The 21,165-nt window shown below is 36.1% G+C and carries 19 protein-coding genes; 15 read left to right on the top strand and 4 right to left on the bottom strand.

Features of this window, described 5'->3' with window-relative positions:
- The 10 genes from P3R27_RS12270 to P3R27_RS12225 all read left to right on the top strand — a co-directional run.
- Window positions 1-734 (top strand): DUF3324 domain-containing protein (locus tag P3R27_RS12270; RefSeq protein WP_301357491.1); only part of this gene is annotated, 734 nt, incomplete at its 5' end.
- On the top strand, window positions 727-3,336 hold the full coding sequence (locus P3R27_RS12265) for a WxL domain-containing protein (RefSeq protein ID WP_301357490.1): 2,610 nt from the start codon (window positions 727-729) through the stop codon (window positions 3,334-3,336). The genes P3R27_RS12270 and P3R27_RS12265, both read left to right, overlap by 8 nt.
- 167 nt (window positions 3,337-3,503) lie before the next feature.
- Window positions 3,504-3,857 (top strand): DUF7006 family protein, encoded by a 354-nt coding sequence (locus P3R27_RS12260; protein ID WP_023523770.1) that lies wholly within the window; start codon window positions 3,504-3,506, stop codon window positions 3,855-3,857.
- A 601-nt stretch (window positions 3,858-4,458) separates the two neighbouring features.
- Window positions 4,459-4,797 carry an EF2685/EF0750 family sortase-dependent surface protein gene (locus P3R27_RS12255; RefSeq protein WP_080693190.1) on the top strand — a complete coding sequence of 113 codons (339 nt, stop codon included), beginning with the start codon at window positions 4,459-4,461 and terminating at the stop codon, window positions 4,795-4,797.
- A gap of 16 nt (window positions 4,798-4,813) precedes the next feature.
- Window positions 4,814-5,608: a WxL domain-containing protein gene (locus tag P3R27_RS12250; protein ID WP_034690465.1), complete on the top strand. Its 795-nt coding sequence runs from the start codon at window positions 4,814-4,816 to the stop codon at window positions 5,606-5,608.
- A 90-nt stretch (window positions 5,609-5,698) separates the two neighbouring features.
- A complete protein-coding gene (locus P3R27_RS12245) occupies window positions 5,699-6,760 on the top strand; it encodes a WxLIP family cell surface protein (RefSeq protein ID WP_034690462.1) in 1,062 nt (353 codons plus the stop codon).
- The gene (locus P3R27_RS12240; protein ID WP_034690460.1) at window positions 6,744-9,749 is read left to right on the top strand and encodes a WxL domain-containing protein; all 3,006 of its coding nucleotides are present in this window, start codon (window positions 6,744-6,746) and stop codon (window positions 9,747-9,749) included. Before P3R27_RS12245 ends, P3R27_RS12240 begins: the two co-directional genes overlap by 17 nt.
- Window positions 9,750-9,810: 61 nt before the next feature.
- On the top strand, window positions 9,811-11,094 hold the full coding sequence (locus tag P3R27_RS12235; RefSeq protein ID WP_034690457.1) for a helix-turn-helix domain-containing protein: 1,284 nt from the start codon (window positions 9,811-9,813) through the stop codon (window positions 11,092-11,094).
- A gap of 48 nt (window positions 11,095-11,142) precedes the next feature.
- Window positions 11,143-12,621: an AcpB/EbpR/MafR family transcriptional regulator gene (locus P3R27_RS12230; RefSeq protein WP_301357343.1), complete on the top strand. Its 1,479-nt coding sequence runs from the start codon at window positions 11,143-11,145 to the stop codon at window positions 12,619-12,621.
- A gap of 18 nt (window positions 12,622-12,639) precedes the next feature.
- Window positions 12,640-12,993, top strand: coding sequence for a DUF7006 family protein (locus tag P3R27_RS12225; RefSeq protein WP_034690452.1), 354 nt, complete (start codon window positions 12,640-12,642; stop codon window positions 12,991-12,993).
- 61 nt (window positions 12,994-13,054) lie between these two features.
- Here the strand turns inward: P3R27_RS12225 and P3R27_RS12220 are convergent, their stop codons facing one another.
- Window positions 13,055-13,690, bottom strand: coding sequence for a recombinase family protein (locus P3R27_RS12220; protein ID WP_034690450.1), 636 nt, complete (start codon window positions 13,688-13,690; stop codon window positions 13,055-13,057).
- 295 nt (window positions 13,691-13,985) lie between these two features.
- On the opposite strand from P3R27_RS12220, the gene P3R27_RS12215 reads away from it, so the two are divergent.
- From P3R27_RS12215 to P3R27_RS12195, 5 genes are all read left to right on the top strand, one after another.
- On the top strand, window positions 13,986-14,384 hold the full coding sequence (locus P3R27_RS12215; protein WP_034690447.1) for a hypothetical protein: 399 nt from the start codon (window positions 13,986-13,988) through the stop codon (window positions 14,382-14,384).
- A gap of 67 nt (window positions 14,385-14,451) precedes the next feature.
- Window positions 14,452-14,574 carry a hypothetical protein gene (locus P3R27_RS12210; protein ID WP_268745034.1) on the top strand — a complete coding sequence of 41 codons (123 nt, stop codon included), beginning with the start codon at window positions 14,452-14,454 and terminating at the stop codon, window positions 14,572-14,574.
- Window positions 14,575-14,957: 383 nt separating this feature from the next.
- Complete coding sequence (locus tag P3R27_RS12205) at window positions 14,958-15,161, top strand: hypothetical protein (protein ID WP_034690445.1); 204 nt, start codon at window positions 14,958-14,960, stop codon at window positions 15,159-15,161.
- Between the two features lie 109 nt (window positions 15,162-15,270).
- Complete coding sequence (locus tag P3R27_RS12200) at window positions 15,271-16,596, top strand: Y-family DNA polymerase (RefSeq protein WP_301390155.1); 1,326 nt, start codon at window positions 15,271-15,273, stop codon at window positions 16,594-16,596.
- Complete coding sequence (locus P3R27_RS12195) at window positions 16,589-16,936, top strand: hypothetical protein (RefSeq protein WP_301390156.1); 348 nt, start codon at window positions 16,589-16,591, stop codon at window positions 16,934-16,936. Before P3R27_RS12200 ends, P3R27_RS12195 begins: the two co-directional genes overlap by 8 nt.
- A 409-nt stretch (window positions 16,937-17,345) precedes the next feature.
- Here P3R27_RS12195 and P3R27_RS12185 read toward each other — a convergent pair whose 3' ends face one another.
- From P3R27_RS12185 to P3R27_RS12175, 3 genes are all read right to left on the bottom strand, one after another.
- On the bottom strand, window positions 17,346-18,962 hold the full coding sequence (locus P3R27_RS12185; RefSeq protein WP_034690437.1) for a hypothetical protein: 1,617 nt from the start codon (window positions 18,960-18,962) through the stop codon (window positions 17,346-17,348).
- A gap of 537 nt (window positions 18,963-19,499) precedes the next feature.
- Window positions 19,500-20,114, bottom strand: a complete 615-nt coding sequence (locus tag P3R27_RS12180; RefSeq protein WP_301399082.1) for a hypothetical protein — start codon at window positions 20,112-20,114, stop codon at window positions 19,500-19,502.
- 12 nt (window positions 20,115-20,126) lie between these two features.
- Complete coding sequence (locus P3R27_RS12175; RefSeq protein WP_034690432.1) at window positions 20,127-21,044, bottom strand: ParA family protein; 918 nt, start codon at window positions 21,042-21,044, stop codon at window positions 20,127-20,129.
- Between the last annotated feature and the right edge of the window lie 121 nt (window positions 21,045-21,165).

Raw genomic sequence — 21,165 nt, 5'->3', positions numbered from 1 at the left:
CGCTTGCTGAATTGATCGAACATCCCGAAATCATCGAGCTTGGTGGTAACGAAACGAAAACAGTGACACTTGATCTGAAGATGCCAAAAGAAGCATTCGACGGCTTCTTAGCAGGTGGCTTACGGATTGAAGAAGTCAAAGAAGACACAACAGAAGAGACGAGTGACGAAGAAGGGGTCGCCATCCAAAATGAGTTTGCCTATATTATCGGTGTGGTCGTGAGTAACAATCAAGACGCCGTGCAACCTGATTTAGAGTTGTTGGATGTTTTTGCCGATCAACTCAACTACCGTAATGTGATCAGTGCGAATCTACAAAACTTTACGCCGACATTTGTTAATCGTTTGGCCGTCGAAGCTACGGTACAAAAAGTGGGCGAAGAAGAAATTTTATACCAAGCAAGTCAAGAACAAATGCAAATGGCGCCGAATTCGAATTTCAACTTTCCGATTTCCTTAGAAGGCGATCGCTTTCGTAATGGGGAGTATCTATTGAAAATGACGGCACGTTCTGGGGAAGAGGAATGGCAATGGGAACGGAAATTTACCATTGATGCGGATGAAGCGAGAGCATTGAATCAACAAGATGTCACGATTGATACAGGTATTAATTGGTGGATGATCGTCGCTATACTTTTATTGCTATTTTTAGTAAGCTATATTCTTTTTATTTTTTATAAAAAGAAAAAAATGAGAAAGAACAACCGAAATGAGAGGTGGCAAGACATTGAATAGAAAACTAAGTGACTTATTCAGTATCTTGGTAATTACCATGCTACTCTTACAAATAAGTTTTAATCAAGTAGGAATAGTTGATGCAGATACGCAATCTAGTAATGATGTAGAACCTGTTGAGACATTTAATGCAGAGCAAAATAGTTTATTAAATACAGTTAGCGCAAGAGCAAATTTAGAAAACAATGGAGAAGAGATTCAAGAATTTTCATTTGAGGTAAAATCATTCCGGACTGTAATTGGTCAACCCACTACTTTCAAATTTACTAGTAAATTGCCTTCGAATGAAGTATTGATCCGAATTCCTGAAAACGGAAAAATTATAGAAAATCAGTTTTCTAATGGAGAATCAATTCACCATTCTCATGGTGAATATTGGAGTCTATCTACTAACGATGAACAGAAATCTTTTGAAGTATCCGTTCTTTTTGAAATTCCTGGAAACTACTTTCTTACGCTTGATAACGATGCAGATCATGTCTATGTGGAAGTACAGGATTCTCCTTCAGTAATGAGAACGGAGAAACTCAACGAGTTAGAAGAAGCTGAAATAATTAATCAATCAGAAGAGATGACCGAACAAAATAATACAAAAGACAGTATTAATAATTCAACAACTATTCAACCGGTGATTGCTGTAGAAGAAAACTTATCTATACCAGAAGAATTGATTGTAATAGAAGAAGAACGTATTTTGGAAGAAACAAGAGATATTCAAAATCGATCTATTAGCAGTGTAAATAATTGGAGCCAATTTAGAAGCGCATGGAACTCTTCTACTGTCACGATAATAAGTCTTGGTAATATATCTTTTTCTAGTTCCATTTTAGGAGATTCTCTTAATACAAGATTATCATCCATAACACTTAGTGGAGGGTCTCTTAATTTTCAGAACTCCGGATATAGTTTAGTAATGAGTGGTGTAGCAGGTCTAACTATAACTTCTACAGAACTAACTGATTGGCCAGCTCAAATTGGAAGAGATTCTCGTACAGCTCCCCTCATTATTCATAATGGAAGTGGGCTAATAGAAATTAATCATGCATATATTACTATGTCAACTGGTACGGCAGGCTCTATAATATCTGGTCAGAATATAAATTTAAATGGAGCTATACAGATTAGAGCTGACACAGCTAGCGGAGCTAGTGCAACAGTGCGTGCGACAGGAATAGAGTTGGTTCGGAATGGTACTCTGAAAATCATACCTATTAGTAATCAACCTGGATGGATTCTATCATCCACTAATTCTGGTTTAAGACCGGTTCTTTCAACTGCTGGGAGTACAATAATTATTCAAGCAAATAGGTTCTCTATGGTAGAATCAAGGAATGGATCGTTTTTAGGTTTAAATTCTTGGAATAGTATAGATGTCATGCTTAGTGGATTAAATGGAGCGACTGTTGTGAATAGCAATAGTAATCCAAATGATTTTAATGAAAGGTATCTTACTACGTTTAATGACCCTCGATATACCGGTATGATCTTTAATACTAGTGGTGCTGGATGGGTCACACCTCCTGTTTCTTACAATCTCTCTTTACAAGCTAATCCCGATGTTGGAGGAAATCCGAGTGCAACAAACACAACACTAACGCAAGGAAGTACGACAACATTAAACGCAAATCCCAACAGTGGTTATCGCTTTGTACGCTGGGAAGTTGTATCAGGGACTGGGGCGAATATCGCAAACGCAACTTCAGCTACCACTACCTTCACGATGGGGAGCGCAAACACGACAGTACGTGCTGTATATGAAGAAATCACCTACAATTTGACCCTTGAAGCCAGTCCGAGTGATGGGGGAAATCCGAGTGCAGAGGCTAGTACTTTAGCTCAAGGACGCACAACAACACTAAACGCAAATCCCAACAGTGGTTATCGCTTTGTACGCTGGGAAGTTGTATCAGGGACTGGGGCAAATATCGCAAACACAACTTCAGCTACTACTACCTTCACGATGGGAAGTACAGATACGACGGTTCAAGCTATTTATGAAACAATCACACAAGTCTCACCAGTTGATCCTTTGGATCCAGAAGTTGAAGTGGATCCAGAAAATAAACCAGAACTGCCAGAAGATCAAGGACAAATAAGTATTGACTTCGTTTCGTCCTTCAACTTTGGGTCACAAGCTATTTCTGTTCGTGATCAAACGTATTATGCTCAACCACAACGATTGTTGGATAAAAATGGGGTAGTAAATGAAGAACGCCCTAACTATGTGCAGATTAGTGATCGACGTCCAGAATCTGAGCGCAATGGCTGGGAATTAGCAGTGACACAAAAAGAACAATTTAAAGGAAAAGAAAACCAAGTATTGAATGGCGCTAGTATAACTCTATCAAACCAACAAGTTGTTACTGCTCAAGGGAAAACTGCTCCAGAACTTCAATCTGTCCATTCCCTAATACCTGGAAATCGCCAAACATTGATCAAAGCTCAAGGTAGTGAAGGAATGGGAACTTGGATCTACCGGTTTGGTGATGCAGAGACGGCAAAAGAGAGTGTTGCACTCAATGTTCCAAAGGGGGCGAATCCAGAAGCAACTAGTTATTCGACAAAGTTGACGTGGGAATTAAGTGCAGTTCCTTACAATTAGAAAAGAATACCGTTTTTTCTCTAGTTTTATCTTTAGAATCTCTGATAAATCAAATTTTTATCCAGAATGATGATCTACAATACTGTATATAGATCAATAAAAAAGTAGAAAATTTTATCAAATCAATCAGAAATGAAGGAAAAGGGCAAGAGAAAGGAGCACACAACATGAACCCATCTCTAACTAAAGATGAATATATGCGTCAATTTCAAGAAAATATACCACAAGATAAAAGAAAATCAGAAGAACTGAATGTTTATCTGGCACAACAGTTCGAACAACTTGACCAATTGACAAGCACAATTTCACCAGAAAACTTTTGGGAAAATCTTCCTATAGTTCTAGGAATTGACGCAAAATTAAGTCTAATCACCGAGCTAATTCATTATGACTATAATAAATTACCAATAAATGAAATCTTACGAATTGTTGAGAAAGATTATCGCACGTACTTCAAGGAACTTTGTGGGAATAATTTAAGTACAAATAATTACTATTCGATGGTATACAATCTGAAATGAAAATAGGCTAAAAAATTGTCCAGAAAAAACTTTCTGGGCAATTTTTTTTTGTATACTTTAGAAAACTCATTTTCCATCATAAAATCCCTTAAATAATTTATGTTCAGTTAATCAATACATTCAAGAGATAATATGGGTCCAACAAGGTATGCCCTGTTGGACTTTCTATTTAGCTGTTGAACAATTAAATTAGAAAATGACATCGAAGTTGAGCAGAAAAAATAAAAGGTAAAGGTCAAAAATCTTTAAGTTTTTGATCCTTACCTTTTATTTTTCTTGTGCGTTAATTATTCTCTCCCATTCATCCTGATGAATTCGTGATCTTATTTCTTCTCCAGGATTTATTTTCTAAATATGCATAACAAGGTGAAAATTGTGATTTTTAATTTTGAATAAATTATTATAAGATAATGAATATAAAAAAGGATGAAGGATAAGCCTTTTTTGTTCGCTAAAAATTCTAAAAAACAATCGTTTTTTAGAATGACGAGTACTTATGTATGCTCAGTCATCGAAACGCCAATTTAACAACATTTCTTTAGACATCTGATAAGTCCGGATGTCTATTTTTGTTGCACACCCAAAAACGATCGTTTTTGAGATGGGTTTTAAAGGAGGAGGGAAGATGCGAAAAACTATTGCTCTTATGATTAGTCTAATGTCCCTAATAATAGCAATACAATTTCCACTGCAGGTGTATGGTACACAGGTCCAATCCGTCGAATCAGAAGGATCCATTGGATTTACAGGAACTTATGAACCAATCGGACCACCAGATCCACCTCCCAGCACCAGCCCACAAAAGCCAGGAGACACTTTGCCGAAAACCAATATGATTGGTAGCTCACTTGGACTATGGATCGGCAGTTTCTTAGTGGGTGGTATTTTATTAGTTTTGGGGTACAAAAGAAGAAAAGCAACACAAAAAACAATTACATGAAAGTAGGAATTTAAGCATGAAATTTATTCGTTTAGCAACTGTAGCCGCATTATCAACAACGATTTTCGCAGGAGGAGTACAAGTCTTTGCTGAAGATACAGGCCAAGAGTCAAAAGAAGTACGTAAAACAACAACGACCGGTCAGGTCACCTTCACTCCAAATATTGAAGACACAGTAGTAGAACCTGATCCTGAAGGTCCAGAGGTGACGATTCCACCAATTCCTGGTACAGGACCACTAACTATTGCAACAGTTCCAACAATGAACTTTGGGACGAAAGTGATCTCAACTGCGGATGAACATTACAATATGATTGCGGAAATGCAACAGAAAGCCGGAACAACAGGCGAAGAAAACATGATTCCTTATATTAGTATGGCACAAGTTCAAGACACCCGCGGAACGAATGAAGGATGGGAACTGAGCGTGAGTTTAAGTGAGTTTCAAGCAGAAACTGATACCCTAAATAGTGTGTTAAAAGGTGCCCAAATCACGTTACTTGATCCTTCTCTTCGTTACAGTGTGAATGATGCAGATCAGGCACCAACGATTCACGCAAGTGGTTTAGAGTTGATTCCAAATGAAGATGCCGTGCCGATCATGACGGCTGCTAACCAAAAGGGTGGCGGAACTTCTTCCGTTGTTTGGGGAGATCATGATGCGCTTGCAAAACAAGTGGAAGATGGGGTAGATGTCGTTGAAAATACGGCGATCCAACTGTTTGTTCCTGGCTCAACCGCCAAAGATGCGGTGACGTATAGTTCAACATTGACATGGGAATTAGAACTAACACCTGAAAATGAGGTTTAAGAAGTAACCATTCCTATTTCCATGTTCCATTAGTCACTGGCAGCGTTACAGATTTCTGTGACGCTGCTTTTTTAGAAAGGATTATGACAAATGATACACAAACAATCGATGCAAAAAGGACTATGGCTGCTTATAGCGCTTTTCTTTTTCTTGCCACATCCGACAGTCCAGGCCGAAGAAGCAGGTTTGAATACGTACGTTACCCCTCTTTTTCCAGAGAGTCAAGTGGATGAAAGTAAAGGATACTATGAATTGTTACTCTCTCCTGGGCAAAAAGAGACTTTACGACTAGAAGTAGGTAATTCCAGTTCAAAACCAATCAACGTGCAGGTGACACCACATACGGCTTATACGAATACTTTGGGGAATGTCGAGTATGGCAAAGATGCTAAAGATGCAGATCCGACCTTGGTTCATTCCTTGGATGAGTTGATGACTCCTTCGGAGGTCATTACATTAGCGGGAAATGAAACAAAGGTTATAGAAATTCCTCTTCAAATGCCTAAAGACGCCTTTGAAGGATATTTAGCCGGTGGTTTACGAATCACCGAAGTAAAAGAAGAGGAAGATAGTGATGTCCCAAAAGGAGAAGGCGTAGCTATCAAGAATGAATTTGCCCATGTGGTAGGTGTGGTTGTCAATAATAACAGAGACTCCGTGCAACCGGAGTTGGAACTATTAGATGTGTTTGCGGATCAATTGAACTATCGCAATGTGATCAGCGCCACGCTACAAAACTTTACGCCCACTTTTGTCAATCAATTGGCGGTGGAAGCTACCGTGAAACGAGTAGGGGAGAACGAGGTGCTCTATAAGGCGGAAAAAGAAATGATGCAGATGGCGCCCAATTCGAACTTTAATTTTCCGATTTCCTTAGAAGGAGATCGTTTTCGAAGTGGGAACTATGTTCTAGAATTGACAGCGACTTCTGGGGAAAATGAATGGTCGTGGATGCGTGAATTTACGATTGAAGTCGATGAAGCCCGCAAGTTAAATAGAGAAGACGTGATGATTGAATCAAGTATCAATTGGTGGCTGGTAGCCACACTTGTTTTGTTTGCGGTACTTTTACTTATTACTGGTTGGTGGTTAATAAAAAAAAGAAAAGAGAATAAGAGTGAGAGGGTGAAAGACAATGAAAAGGAAAAATAAATTCGTTTTATTTTGTGTCATTTTTCTTTGTTCTCAGCTAGTTACACTTCCACTGACAATTGGTTTATCTACCTCTGTTCAGGCAATCGAAAATACGACTACAATTGATTCTTCGACGACCTTTAATGAGCATGAACAGCTTAAAGATAAACCAATCTTCTCATTTCAAGAGGCTCAAGCAACCTGCTCTATTGGAGAAGTGTTTACTTTAGTAATATTTGCAAATCAAGAAGTTACTGAAGCAACAATAACTTTACCGGAAGAAACAACAATTCTAGATGACGAGCTGGCGCATGGGATCAACGTAAAACAAGGCTTAGAAAAAAATCAAATAGAAATAAAAATGGCTGTTCCACAAAAAGTATTTAGTCTTCCTTTGTTTTTTGAGGAAACAGGCGTGTATACAATTACTTTAGAAGAAGCAACGATGACGCTTGAGATAGTTGATGAAGAATCGTCTCAAGAACATAAAGGGAACGAAGTAACTGATTCCTCGAGTGAGTATAAGAAGGAGGATGAAACAATAGAGTTACCTTCTTCAGAAAAAGAATTGCCTCATGAAGAAGCAACCATTGAAATAGAACAAGCGCCAAATCAGGAAGAAAATGATGAAGAAGTGAATAGAGAAGATGTAAGTGACGTGGGTTCATGGATCGATTTTATCAAAGCCTTTTCAAATCCCTCTATTTCTACAATAGAGATCAATGATGATTTTGAAGTGCCAACAACACCACTAAGCAATTTATCAGGAATGATAACTGGTACTAATTCAAATGTTTCGGGGAATGCAACCTTTGTTTATTTGTCAAGTAGGAGTATCTCGAGGAAATTAGTGATTAATGGCAATGGACATCAAATCGATTTTGGGGCTGTTTCATTGGGCTTAAGGTCAGCAACACATAATGCCAATTCCCCATGGGATATTACATTTAATGATTTAGATATCTACTCAGGGAATTGGTGGGGGTTTTTTCAAACAGTAAACCTCACTTCAGCACAACATGCACTTTCTAATATCACTCTAAATAATATCAATGGGTATGGTAATGAATTAATTGCTCCTTATTATACGAATGTTAATATTTCTGGAACAGTTAACAATCATATTACTGCAACTTATAACTCTAAATTCCGTACGGATTGGAGAGTGAATACGGTAAATTCTGTAAACTTAGAAACTAGAAGTTTAACTATTAAGGAAGATGGAGAACTTAATTTGTCAACTGTCAATAGTGGGAATATCATTATAGGGTTAGGCGGATTAAATGCTAATTTGACATTAGAAAAAAATGCTACAATCAACATGGAATCTAATGGAACGGGGACTGGGGATAATGCGAATGGCAGAGGTTCTAGTATAGATATCGCCAACGGAGATCTGATCATGAAAGAAGGGTCAACTATTAACATTGACAATAAGAGAAGTTATTCAGCGATAACCTTGCGTAGCAGTAATTCTACGTTAAAATTGGAGGATAGTGCTAAAATAAATATTGAGTCAACAGGTCATACCAACAACTCAAATGCGATAGATAGAAATTTAGTTTACATGGCTGCTGGGAGTTCTTTACTAGTAGGCGAGAATGCGGAATTTAATATCAATGCCACAGGAAGAGGCAGTGCAACATCAAACATTGTCCATGTAGCTGGAAATGCAAACTTCCAAATTGCCAAGGATGGGGCTCTAGATATAAAAAGTGATAGCACGTCAATCAGTCAAAGTTTACTTAATTTTGCCTCAGCAGGTTCAACATTCGAATTTTCTGATGCCAAAAAAGTAAATTTAGAACGTACGACACCTATTTCTGGATCTACGTCTAATGGTCTAATTAGTATTAATGGAAGTACAGGGCAATTGGATATTGATGTTCAATCTGTTAAGCAATGGAATAGAGATAATTTTACAGAAGAACCCGATTATTTTTGGACCCCTATTTTTAATTTAATTCTTCGTTACAATACGATAAATCCAACAATCACGAATGTTTCTTCTATCTTTCAAGAGACGATGACTAGCTTCAATGAAGCTTTCACTACACGTAACGTTCAGAGAATACTCTTTGAAAAAATACCAGATGTGGAGATAACTATTGACCCTCTAACGGAAGACGCATTGGAAGTAAATTCTTATACTATTACCGGCAAGGCTTCTCCGCACAGTGTAATACGGTTCTCTGGTGATCCAGCAATACCAGATGGTGAAATTCCATCACCAAATTTTTCGGAAACCGATAAATATCATGTGACTGCTGATGAAAATGGAGACTATTTATATGAGTTACCTAAAGATTCACTATTCACTGAAGGAAACGAAGTGACGGCTTATGCCTACCTAAATGGAAAATCTGCTAATGCAAGTACGATTGTTGAAAAATCGAGAAGACCACCTAATCCTAAGGATCCGATGAATCCCGAAATTGAAGTCGATCCAGAAAATAAACCTGAGCTCGCAGAAGAACAAGGTTTATTAAGCATTGATTTTGCTTCTCAATTCACATTTGGCGAACAAGCGATCTCTACGAGAACGAAGCGGTATTATGCGCAACCGCAACGCTTGTTAAATCCTGATGGAACCGTTAATGAGGCTGAAGAGCGACCAAATTATATCCAGATCAGTGATCGACGGCCAGAAGAGGAACGTCACGGCTGGCAATTAGCAGTTACGCAAAATAGTCAATTTACGGATCTACAGGAAAATGAACTAAGAGGGGCACGTTTGTTTTTAACTAACCAACAATTGGAGTCTATTCACGGAAGTGATGAACCGATATTGTATAACCAAGACGGTGTTACCTTAATTCCAGGAGAAAAGACTGAACTTTTAACCGCGCTTGATGGTCAAGGGTCAGGTACCTGGATCTATCGGTTTGGTGACAGTAAAAGTGCAGGCGAGAGTGTGGCACTAGAAGTCCCACCAACCGCGAACCCAAGAGCAAGCACATACGAAACAACACTCACCTGGGAACTAAGTGTAGTTCCTGACAATTAGTCACAAGAAAGAGAAGGGCTGCGGCTCTTTTCTTTTTCTTCATAGAAAGGAGAGAAAAAATATGCACATTTTATTTGATCATTTAGTCATGGCGGATAAGACTAAACGCTGGTTGGTCTTATTGGCAACGTTAGAAGAAGAGGAACACGTTATCGCTCACACCTTAGTTGAGCAGACTGGATTTGGGCGACGGACGATTATTGAGGACATGAAGGCGATCAAGGACTACTTTGGTGAGAGAATCCATTTGATCGGTGATGATAAGGGCTATCACTTTTCCTTTCTTAACCCTAAAGGTTATTATGAGAAGAAACAAGCGTTACTAGATAAAGAGAAACTTTTTCTCTTGGTGGATCAGTTGGCTGCGGGAAAGTGTTTAGACAATCAACAGTGGGTGGTATATCTTGATGTTTCGAGTACAAGCTTTCAACGTATGAAACGACAGCTTCAAACGTTATTAACGAACTATTATGGGATAAAAATTGACTCTAAAACCAATCAACTGTGGGGTGAAGAAGCGGGGATTCGCCAATTTCTTTATGATTTTTATTTCACCTTACCATTGTATCCCAGGTTTCTTTCAGAACATATTCAGGACTTGCATCAGGAGAAAGTGGCGATTCAGGATGGCCCTTGGCACCTAGACCAAACTTTGTTTAATCAATGGCTGAGAATAACCAAGCAACGGGTCGACCAGGGACATTACTTACCGGACCAAGTGGCGTATCAACAAGTCCAAACAACTCTAATCCAGGCTTTGGATCAACAGGTGAGTGTGGCTCTTTCTGGACAAGAAAAAGCTGCATTGTTTCTCCTTTCATTAGATGAGAGTCAATTTTTGAACCCTTTGAAACAACAAGCCTTTATCCGCACCTTTTCACCTGCGAGTGAGTATGAGTTACCGGTGCGTGAGATCGAAGGTCTGACTTATGTTTTTTTTGAAACGCTCCTTTTTTTAATGGAGGCCTTTTTCCAGCTGCCTACACTAAAAGCACCAGCACAAATTCCGTATGTAAGCAGTGAGGAACCGTCTCCTTTAGACGTACTCATGAAACGTTTTTTAGCCGAGAAGAAAAAATATAGCCAGACGATTTATGTTTCCTATCAACTAGTAGGCCCACGTGCTTTGACACGATGGATCAAACAGGAAGTTGAAACGATGTTAAAAACATCTGGTCTACAGGTGGTTGAAGCTGCCCAAATGAATCCACTCGGACTAATACGCCATGTGAAAATCGTGAATCAACCACAAACTAGAAACGCTCGTGTAACCATTGAACTTCCCTACGTACCTAGCAAGGAGAAAATCGATGAAGTGCTCTCTGCATTTTCTGAGTCAAGATGAGTGAACGAGCATGAGAGGGAAATATTTGAAAAAGTGAGGGGAAAAAAATTGCGTGAGTTTCAGATGGCGTTTATTACAAGCGCAGAGGTCAAGCGATGGATGCAGGTGTTAAGTGTGATGGAACAAGAACGGCGTTTTACGATTGGAGAGCTGAGTGAACGACTGGCTATTTCACAACGTACCTTGATAAAAGATATTCAAGCATTCAAAAACCATTTTGGCACAAGCATCGAATTACGTTCGAATTATAGTGGGTATTATTTTGAAGAACGAAATCGTAGGGACTACCAAGAGAAAAAAGAACAACTGTTGGGAAACGAAGTGTTATTTGAAATCGTGGGAAATGTTTTTTGGGGAAAAGATTTTACAGTGGCTGACTTGGCTCACCAGCACAGTTATGCAGAGAGTACTTTGCGAAGGTTTTTAATAAGAATCCGACCGGTATTAGCTGAGTATGAGTTAACGTTGGCTTTGAACCCAGTCAATTTTTTAGGGGAAGAAGCCAATATCCGCAAGTTCTTTTTTGATTTTTATTATAGCAGTGAACAAACTCCGTATACAATCCGTCCGCCAGAAGACTTACATACGTTGGTCTTGAACGAACTGTCTGGCAAATTGGGAAAGTATGAATTGGGTACAGGAATCACGATTTCAGCCTTTTATTACCAGCTTTATATCGCAATGGTCCGAGTCCATCAGAACCATTTTGTGACCTTACCTGAATGGCTAAAAGCAAGCATTTATCAAGAAAAAGATTTTCATTTGCTTTATTCTTTACAAGAAAGGATCAAACAGGAATACGAGATCTATCTACCAAAAGAAGAATTCGCTTGGATTCATTTATCGATTATTTCCAAACGGACGATTCATCGTGTGGACCAAGAACAAACTTTTAACCAACGATTCAGCCACTGGAAGAATCTTCAGTTCATCGTGTCAGATTACCTTTCTGACCCTTTCTTTGAACAGTGGGATACGGATACTTTAGGACAGTTTATGACCTCTTTTTTCATTTCGCGTTTGATGAATGAAGCAGTGAGTCCAGTGTTGAACAAAGAACTAGAAGAAATCCATTGGATGGTGAAGAAAAACGATAAACAGATTTATGAAGCCCATAAACAATTTCTCTTAAAACACGCCCCAGTACTCAGTTTTTCTGACCAATATTTTGAAGATATCGTGGTGAGTTTCACGGCAAATATGACCTTATTATTCCACTATTACCAACCGGTCAAAAAAGTTTTATTTTTATTAGAAGGTGACTACTTAGTGGTCCAATCGATCCGAATGCAGGCACGTGTACTATTAGGGGAACATCATAAGCTGTTGTTTATACCGCTTCAAGAATTGACGCCGGAGCGGTTAAATAATGCGCACGTTGATTTAATTGTAACGAACTATCGACCGTACCTTTTAGATTTTGCTCTTGAAACGGAGTATGTTCTTATGGGCAGTATTCCTACGGCGCAAGATTGGGCAAGAGTCAAGCATCAGTTAAATCCACTGATTGATCAGGAAACATTTTAAAAGAAGGAAGGGAAAAAAATGACAACATTTTTTACAAAAGAAGCTTATCTGGCGGGCTTTCAAAACTCTTTTGAAGAGGCTAGAAAACGAGAAAGCGAAGACCTAAAAATCTATTTAAACACCCATATCCAACGATTGGAGACCTTAGTGAGTCAGATCTGTCAGGAGAATTTTTGGGAACTATTACCGGAGATCTTAGGAATTGATGCCAAGATAGGGTTAGTAGCAGATCTGATCGGCTTTGAACATTTTCTAGATGCGAAAGAAATACTTAGAATTGTTGAAAGTGACTATCTCACTTACTTCAAAGAACTATGTGGGTACGATCGCAGTAAGGAACCGAATCATTCCATGATTTTCAATGTGGTATGATGGATCGATGGTAATACCTTAAATGCGTAGGCTCTTACTTTATTAAGAGTTTTTTAATTGGTTAATGATTAGTTGTCTTTATATAGGTATTCTTATTATTGATTTCATGTTTAATTCTATACACTGTTTGTCTAGTAATATTGTAAGCTTTAGCAATTTTTGAAATAGCAACCCCCTGATTTAGATCCTCAACAATACTTTTATAAACAAGGCGACGTTGAGGATCTTTTGTGTCTGCGCTATATAGCTTAGGCCGTCCTTTATAGACGCCGTTTGCTTTAGCAATCTTAATTCCTTGTGCCTGGCGTCGTTTAGATTCAGTACGCTCTTGCTCGGCAATCATAGCCAAGATTTGAATGATTAAGTCTTTGATGAATTTATCCAGGAGAGGATTTCCAATTGCTTCAGCCATGATTGGTAAACTAGTGATGATTAGCTGCACATTTTTCTTTTTAAGGTAATTGACCGATTCAATGATCTCGTCATAATTTCTTCCAAGTCGGTCGATGGCTTCCACGATAAAAATATCTTGTTCTCGGACAAATTCTAAAGCTTCCTGGAAAATTGGTCGATGAGTAATCGTTGCTCCAGATTGTTTCTCAATAAAAATTTTTTCTGCGCCAAACTTTTTCATTTCTTCAATTTGCCGTTGTTCATTTTGATCAATCGATGAGACACGTATGTATGCAACTCTCAAAATTTTTACCTACTTTCTGCAACTATTTAAAATACACCCTAATCATACACTAGAAAACCAGATTTTTCAATGTCATGCCAGTGTCTATTTAGGGTACACCCAAATTTAACAAAGATAAACCCCTTGTTCGTATCGTTTTTATACCGCACTATTTCATACGAATGTTCCATGTACCCCAATTACAAATGGGATCAGAAAAAATTCTATATCATGTTAAATGTTAAATTTAATATGGTTTACTAATTGTTAATATAACTATGATAAAATTAGTAAACTTTAAAAAGGCGGTATTTATATGGATAAAAAGAAACTTATAATTTTGGTAGTATTTTTATGTATCATATTCTTTTCTATTGCTTTTTATTTTATTAGAAAGAAAGCATACGAAACAAAGTTAGAAGATGGAATGTTTTCTTATGCAATCCAACAAGGTATTCCGAAAGAGAAAATAAAAAAAACTAATATGAAATATTATCCAAAAGGTCAGCGTTACGAATATGAAATTTATATCAACAATCTTGATGACAATAAATATTTTATTTTTTCTTATGTTTTAAAAGAAAGTCCATTTAAAACATATTTATTTCAAGAAAAAATAGATACTGCTTCTATTGATTCTAGTGCATATATAGATGGTTCTGTCGTGGGACTAGAAGATAAAATGGCTAAACCTTTGCTTGATAAAATTCAATGATGATGACTAGATATAATTTAGGGCTATGTCGACTAGATGATTAAATAATATTTATAGGATGGTTATTATGAATGAAGAGGAAATGAAAGAGTATTACGAAAAAATAAAAAAAGAAGATGAAGTGGATCTAGATTGGTTAATTGCATTAAAAAGAATAAAATTAGATGATAAAAGAAATTTTTTAATTTAGTTCTTGTGATTTTTATTTCTGGATTTGTGTTAGTATTGCCTAACTTCCTTTTTGTAGATGTTCAATTCACTAGTATAATAGGCACAATTTACTATTTAGCTTGGTATATTTTTACAATATATTGTGCTGTTATTAGCTATCGTATATATAAAAAAATGTTGGTAAGGTTTTAGCAGAATTAGAGGTATTGGAGTATATTAAAAAACAACAGTTACCGAAGTGAATGTTATTCCTTAGTTAATAGAGAGGAATTTTAATAACGTTAAAAAAACGTGTTCATACGAGCATTCTAAGGTCAGGTTCACTCATTAAGATGTATCATTGGTCGAACGAAGCGTCATACCAGCTACGAATAGACATATTTTTAGGGAGGAACGAAGTAAATGAAAGAACAACAATTAGGCTATACTTTTTGGGGACGTCCATTATATGGATTAGAACGAAGAACGGCTGTATCGATTGACTGTGATTGTGGTGAATTGATTCAGCAAAATATTCAAACGAAACAATATCAATGTAAAAATTGTGGGAATTGTTACCAATTCATTGATCAAGACTTCCAATTGCTAAATGAAAAAAATAAGTAGGTTTATTATAGTCAGACAATTAGTCTGACTTTTTTGCTATTTTAGAATGTTCCCCTTTACAAAAGCGAACGTATGTTTGTATAATCGAATTGAAATGGGGGAGAAAAACATGCTTGATTACTCAAATGAGCCAGTCAATGATTACTTTTTGATCGATATAAAAAGTTTTTATGCGAGCGTTGAATGTGTCGAAAGAAATTTAGATCCATTAACAACGCCTTTAGTTGTGATGAGTCGAGCAGATAATACAGGGTCAGGGCTTACTTTAGCAGCGTCACCAACTGCCAAAAGTAAATATGGAATCACAAACGTTAGTAGACCTCGTGATCTACCTTATCCTTTACCTAAAGAATTACACATTGTACCACCAAGGATGAACTTATATATTAAAAAAAATATGGAAGTAAACAGTATTTTTCGGCAATACGTCGCAGATGAAGACTTATTGATTTATTCGATCGATGAGTCGATTCTAAAGGTAACAAAATCACTAAACTTATTTACGACACCTGATACAAGAAGTGAGAGACGAAAACAGCTCGCAAGAAAGATACAGCTACACGTTTACCGTCAAACTGGTTTAATTGCAACTGTCGGAATTGGTGATAATACACTTTTGGCTAAACTTGCCTTAGATAATGAAGCTAAGCATAATAAAGGATTTGTTGCGGAATGGACGTATCAAAATGTGCCAGAAAAAATTTGGACGATTAAAGAAATGACGGACTTTTGGGGTATCGGATCACGCATGAAAAAAAGATTGAACCATATGGGGATTCTGAGTATTAAAGATTTAGCCAATTGGGACCCATACGCGCTTAAGAGGCAACTAGGGGTTATTGGACTACAGCTCTATTTTCATGCGAATGGGATTGATCGGACAGATATCGCAGAACCGCCAGAACCAACCAAAGAGAAATCTTATGGGAATTCTCAGGTGCTACTGAAGGACTACACGAGGAAAGAAGAAGTTGAGATCGTGGTGAAGGAAATGGCAGAACAAGTGGTTACACGTATTCGGCAGCATAAGTGCAAGACTGGTTGTGTTCGCTTGTATATAGGTACGTCGATTCTGGAATCAAAGTCAGGGTTTTCGCACCAAATGAAAATCCCACTCACTGATAATACGAAAGAGCTTCAGTACTACTGCCTGTATCTATTCAACAAATATTATGAAGGACAAGAAGTAAGGCACGTTGGAATTACGTATAGTAAGCTCGTTTATACCGATTCGCTTCAGCTTGATTTGTTTAGTGATCCACAACAACAGATTAATGAAGAAAAACTAGATAAGATTATCGACAAGATCCGACAGAAATATGGATTTACGTCGATTGTACACGCTTCTTCTAAGTTAGAAGGCGCACGTAGTATTACTAGAAGTACATTGGTTGGTGGACATGCTGGCGGCAATGGAGGGCTTAATAATGATTGAATATAACGATCGAGGACGTTTGAAATGGGCAGGATTTTATCTTTCAGATCACACAGAAAAGATCGATGCCGACGTCGAGCAGCGTGTAAATCAAAACTTGGCCAAAGAACAAATGACGACTGAAGAGATTACGGAAGTGTTAAACGCTGCTGTCCTGAAAAGAAAAACTGTTTGTATCCAAAAGGAAGAACGAGACTCTGAAGGCTACTATCCGGATGATATTATTGGTGAAATCAGAGGACATGATGAATTAGGAATCTTTGTTGAAGAGCATAAAGTCCATTACGATGAAATTCGCCACATTGGAATTCAGAAGTTAGATAAATGGAGTCAGCTATAAATATCATTCAGCAGTACGAATGGTGCTATATTTGCTATGAAGAATTAATAGATGAAATCTGGGGATACGGGCAACAACTGATTAATGATGTTGGCGTTGATTGCTTCAGTTTCTATGTTGGTGCTAGTTCTGGTTATCATAGTTATCAGTATTATATATATCCTTATAAATTGCTGTTCCAATAGTCTTCTATATCTGATAGTAATATAATATTTAAAAAACACATGTTGAGCCGTTTTAGTAGGTTTAGCATGTGTTTTTTAAATATTTAAAGCTTCCAGATAATTTATTATCAATTTTCCACTAATTATTTGAAAATAGTGTCATAATCTAGCCTAGGGCTATTGCTATATCAACTTCATCAAATAACGTCCGCTTCTTTGTAATTGTAACTTTTAGTTTTTTTCATCTAAGAAATTGTGTCTTTAGGATCCAATTTATTTATAATACTACTTTTTCTTGGAATATCATTTTCAATCAGAATATCTATAGCTTGATAAATTGTGGAAGAGCTATAACTTTTTCCAACATAAAGATTAGTAGAAGAAGATATTGTATCTTCAAAATTTTCCTCAATTTTATCAATCTGACCAGATTCTTTTAATAGCTGGAAATATTCGTATAAGTCTTTTGAAGTACTAAAAAGGCATTCAATAAACCCATCAAATATTATTAAGCCATAAGGAAATAGATAATAATATATAGCGTTCTCAATCATTTTATCAAGAAAAGGATCTATTTTTTTTATTTCTATTTCTTGGATATATTCAGAATAGGCTTTGGTTATAGTTAATTTTTCGTCAATATCTTCAAAAGATATTTGCTCCCATTTGGGAATTTTGGTATCAAACCAATTATGTGTCTTAGCAATTTTTGAAAAAAATAATTTTGTTTGAATATCAATCTCAAAATGATCTGGATAATTATAATGTTGAATAGGCCATCCTTCAGTTTCATATTTTAGTATCATTTGATCTGCCAACTTTATGACAAATGATATTTCGTTAAAGCAATAATTACCCATATTTCCAGCAGTTCTAATGTCATTTGCTTTACGAACAGATACATACAAAATATGATAAATTTGTGATGGTGTATATGTTTCTGTCCACCGACCAATAGCATCGAGAAATTTTTCTATCTTCTTATCATCAGCTAATTCTTTATCAAAGTTAAGTCTTTTCATTTGGAAAACAAACAGTTTTAATAATTCTTCGGAGATACATTTTTTCCAAAGATTGATGTACTCTTTAATTGAGATATCGGTAAAAGTTTTCGGATATTTTAATTCTTCAAACAAACTATTTTCATTTTCAGATTTTTCATCTTCAACATTAATAGATAACCAGGTTTCTTGGAGTGAATAATCAAAACCATTATCAGATATGTTTGAAAAAATCTTCATCGGATTTTGGGTAGAAATCTTAAGTATTTTTTTTTCGCATAGATCTCTTACCATGGCTAACTTCACGCTAGTTTTTGAAGTAGCGTATTGATTAAATGGAGGTATCAGATATCCGAGTTCTGTTCCGGAAGCTTGAAGAATAGCTGCTAAATTAATTCGATCTAAGATGCTGATCTCTAGCAGATCAACCACAGTACCTTCATAAATACTAGATATCAGTTTTTTGAGCTTAGTATGTTCTTCTTTTTTCTTATTATTACAATTGTCACAATTGCACTTGCGATACTTTTTTAAAACAGAATATTCTATATGATTACACTTTTCACAAATAAAATCAGGTTTTGAAGACTTTAATGAAGACTTACTTGGAAGTTGAGTAACCATTTTACAATTATCATATGGACATTTTTCACTTACATAATAAGATGGAAGATAAGAAGCAAATCTAGATATGTTTTTTATTGATAGATTATATTTTTTGATCACTTGTTTTACGGACAATTCATCTGTGTAATAGGCATATAAAAGATCTTTCATATTTTCATCCGAAATGCCATAAAATGGATTTTGTTTGTCTTTAATTGAAACTAGAGTATAGTCTTTTATTTTTTCAATTAGCATGGAATAAGCCTCCTCAGAAAGAAAAAATTTTATAGTCTCCTAATACTGATACGACAGCTTTGAAATTCACTTAAAACATAATGTTAATTATATAATGTGATAATGTGGAATTAATAGGAAGTTTTAAAAGTATATCACGTATAATATTTTCAATTTAACTTCCGATTTTAGTATATATTTTGTTAATTTCTAAATCAATGTTTTGTAAAGAAGCAAGCATATAATCATTACCCCACTACATCACTGTAAGCTTTTTAAAGTAATATATTATATTACTATCAAATAAAGTACTGTTTTCTTTAAGAAATACGAACGTATATAAATTTGATAGATTCTCTTAAGTAAAAGATTTTACCAGGCAAAAAAATATTTATTTAGAAAAAAATTTATAACTTACTACCTTAATTTAAAAAGGGGAATATTTTTTTGAAACGTGTAAAAAAAGAGGTATAATGGACATTTAAAAATGTATTATATACTACTATTATTTCATGTATAAAAGGTACTACCATAACTATGAATTATGGTAGTACCTAATTAGTGTTTATAGTTCATACCCCAATTGTTACGTATAATCGTATTAGTTTCTGCCTCGATTTCATCAACTGTTCTAATTATAGTACCATCTATATCAGTTTCAGGAATAGTAGGCTTTTTCTTCCTAAACATTTCTACTTCTCGCATAACATTATTAAAAAGATCCTGTTTATCTTCTTGAGTTAAATGTTGTTTAATGTATTCATCAAGAGCTTTTCTCAGTAACTCGTCTCTAGTTAAATTAGTTTCATATTTTTCAACCATTACTCTGGAGGTTGCATTTAATATGGGAGACAGCTTCAGAGGCATTTGTGCAGAGAAAGAACGATCGAACTTTCTTATTGGAGCCCCTACCCCTTTTACTTTCTTTGGTGTGTCGGATGTTATTTTTGATTGAATAGATTTCTTTTCCGTACTTTTAGAAGTATTTACCTGAGCTTTTTTAATAGATTCCGTAGAGTTAATGTTCTCCTCTACTTCTGCATTTTTATCTATGTTTTTAGATTGAGCGTTAGTTGGTGTTTTTTTGGTGTTTTTTCTAGTCGTGGCCCCTGCTCTGATTTTATCCAAGCCTTTATTATTTTTAAAAATACCTAGATCTTTTATATCAGCCATTTATGTGACCTCCTACTCATACCAAGCTTCATGTTCAAGTAATTCATCATAAATATTGATAAACAAATGATGACAACGTCTATCCCACTGCTTTAACTTACCAGCTTTAGTTAGTTCCATCGTAATTCCAGATCCGTCATATCGCTTTAATCGTGCATTTTTTAGTACAACATTCTTCAACAAATGATCACCATAAATTTGTTGTGCTTGTGCGTACATTTCTTGGTCGACTGCGTCCCCACTCTCTAACATGAAAGGAATCACACCTGCAACTTTTAGAGAAGTATCAAATCCGTCAACAAAGAAATCCATATATTCTAAATACTGCATGGCATTTCTCATAGATTTAACCTGAGTCTGAAGAACAACAATCGCAAAATCGGCTATATACATCGCAGATTTACTATAAATAGAAATTGATGGTGGTACGTCCAAGTATACAACATCAAATTCATCAAGTAACGGTCCTAATCTTTTTTGCATATAAACAAGCTTATCAGCAGAATCCGAGAATTGATCTTTGATCCAATCGTCGTAAAGTTCAAAACTCATATCTGCGGGTAAGATATATAAATTATCTACTACCTTATATACAGCATCTTTAGGGTCAATTCTAGTGTCATTATCTACTACCTTATTCCAGTCAACTTCCCCATCCGACTCAAGATTTAAATCAATAGGTTCTTTTCCAATTAGTACATCGGTTATTGTATTTTCATAATCAAGAGGTTCTCCGTCTCCCCCACCCTCTTCCGCAGAAAAGTTCATATGGGTTAAACTCATTACATCAGAAGTATTTCCTTGCATATCTAGATCAACGATAAGAGTTCTTTGTTTTTTTGCTACAGCTGCTTCGAATCCTAACATTTGTGCACATGTACTCTTCCCTACGCCACCTTTGAAATTGCCTATAACGAATTTCTTTGACAAGTTAAGTCACTCCTTACATTATCTACTACCTTTTTAATAATATTAACATACTACCTTAAGCAAAGCTATAAAAAATAGATTATTTACTACCCTTAAAAAACTATTATGTATAGTTTTTTAA

Source organism: Enterococcus spodopteracolus (assembly GCF_030441955.1).
In the GTDB taxonomy this organism is placed as follows: Bacteria; Bacillota; Bacilli; order Lactobacillales; family Enterococcaceae; genus Enterococcus_B; species Enterococcus_B spodopteracolus.
This window is presented reverse-complemented; position numbering and strand designations above follow the sequence as displayed.

Bases quoted from the DNA above. Each gene is read 5' to 3' on its own strand.
- P3R27_RS12235 (WP_034690457.1), top strand. From the start codon at position 9,811: ATGCACATTTTATTTGATCATTTAGTCATGGCGGATAAGACTAAACGC.
- P3R27_RS12250 (WP_034690465.1), top strand. From the start codon at position 4,814: ATGAAATTTATTCGTTTAGCAACTGTAGCCGCATTATCAACAACGATT.
- P3R27_RS12195 (WP_301390156.1), top strand. From the start codon at position 16,589: ATGATTGAATATAACGATCGAGGACGTTTGAAATGGGCAGGATTTTAT.
- P3R27_RS12225 (WP_034690452.1), top strand. From the start codon at position 12,640: ATGACAACATTTTTTACAAAAGAAGCTTATCTGGCGGGCTTTCAAAAC.
- P3R27_RS12215 (WP_034690447.1), top strand. From the start codon at position 13,986: ATGGATAAAAAGAAACTTATAATTTTGGTAGTATTTTTATGTATCATA.
- P3R27_RS12255 (WP_080693190.1), top strand. From the start codon at position 4,459: ATGGGTTTTAAAGGAGGAGGGAAGATGCGAAAAACTATTGCTCTTATG.
- P3R27_RS12240 (WP_034690460.1), top strand. From the start codon at position 6,744: ATGAAAAGGAAAAATAAATTCGTTTTATTTTGTGTCATTTTTCTTTGT.
- P3R27_RS12210 (WP_268745034.1), top strand. From the start codon at position 14,452: ATGAATGAAGAGGAAATGAAAGAGTATTACGAAAAAATAAAAAAAGAA.
- P3R27_RS12260 (WP_023523770.1), top strand. From the start codon at position 3,504: ATGAACCCATCTCTAACTAAAGATGAATATATGCGTCAATTTCAAGAA.
- P3R27_RS12200 (WP_301390155.1), top strand. From the start codon at position 15,271: ATGCTTGATTACTCAAATGAGCCAGTCAATGATTACTTTTTGATCGAT.
- P3R27_RS12180 (WP_301399082.1), bottom strand. From the start codon at position 20,114: ATGGCTGATATAAAAGATCTAGGTATTTTTAAAAATAATAAAGGCTTG.
- P3R27_RS12185 (WP_034690437.1), bottom strand. From the start codon at position 18,962: ATGCTAATTGAAAAAATAAAAGACTATACTCTAGTTTCAATTAAAGAC.
- P3R27_RS12205 (WP_034690445.1), top strand. From the start codon at position 14,958: ATGAAAGAACAACAATTAGGCTATACTTTTTGGGGACGTCCATTATAT.
- P3R27_RS12245 (WP_034690462.1), top strand. From the start codon at position 5,699: ATGATACACAAACAATCGATGCAAAAAGGACTATGGCTGCTTATAGCG.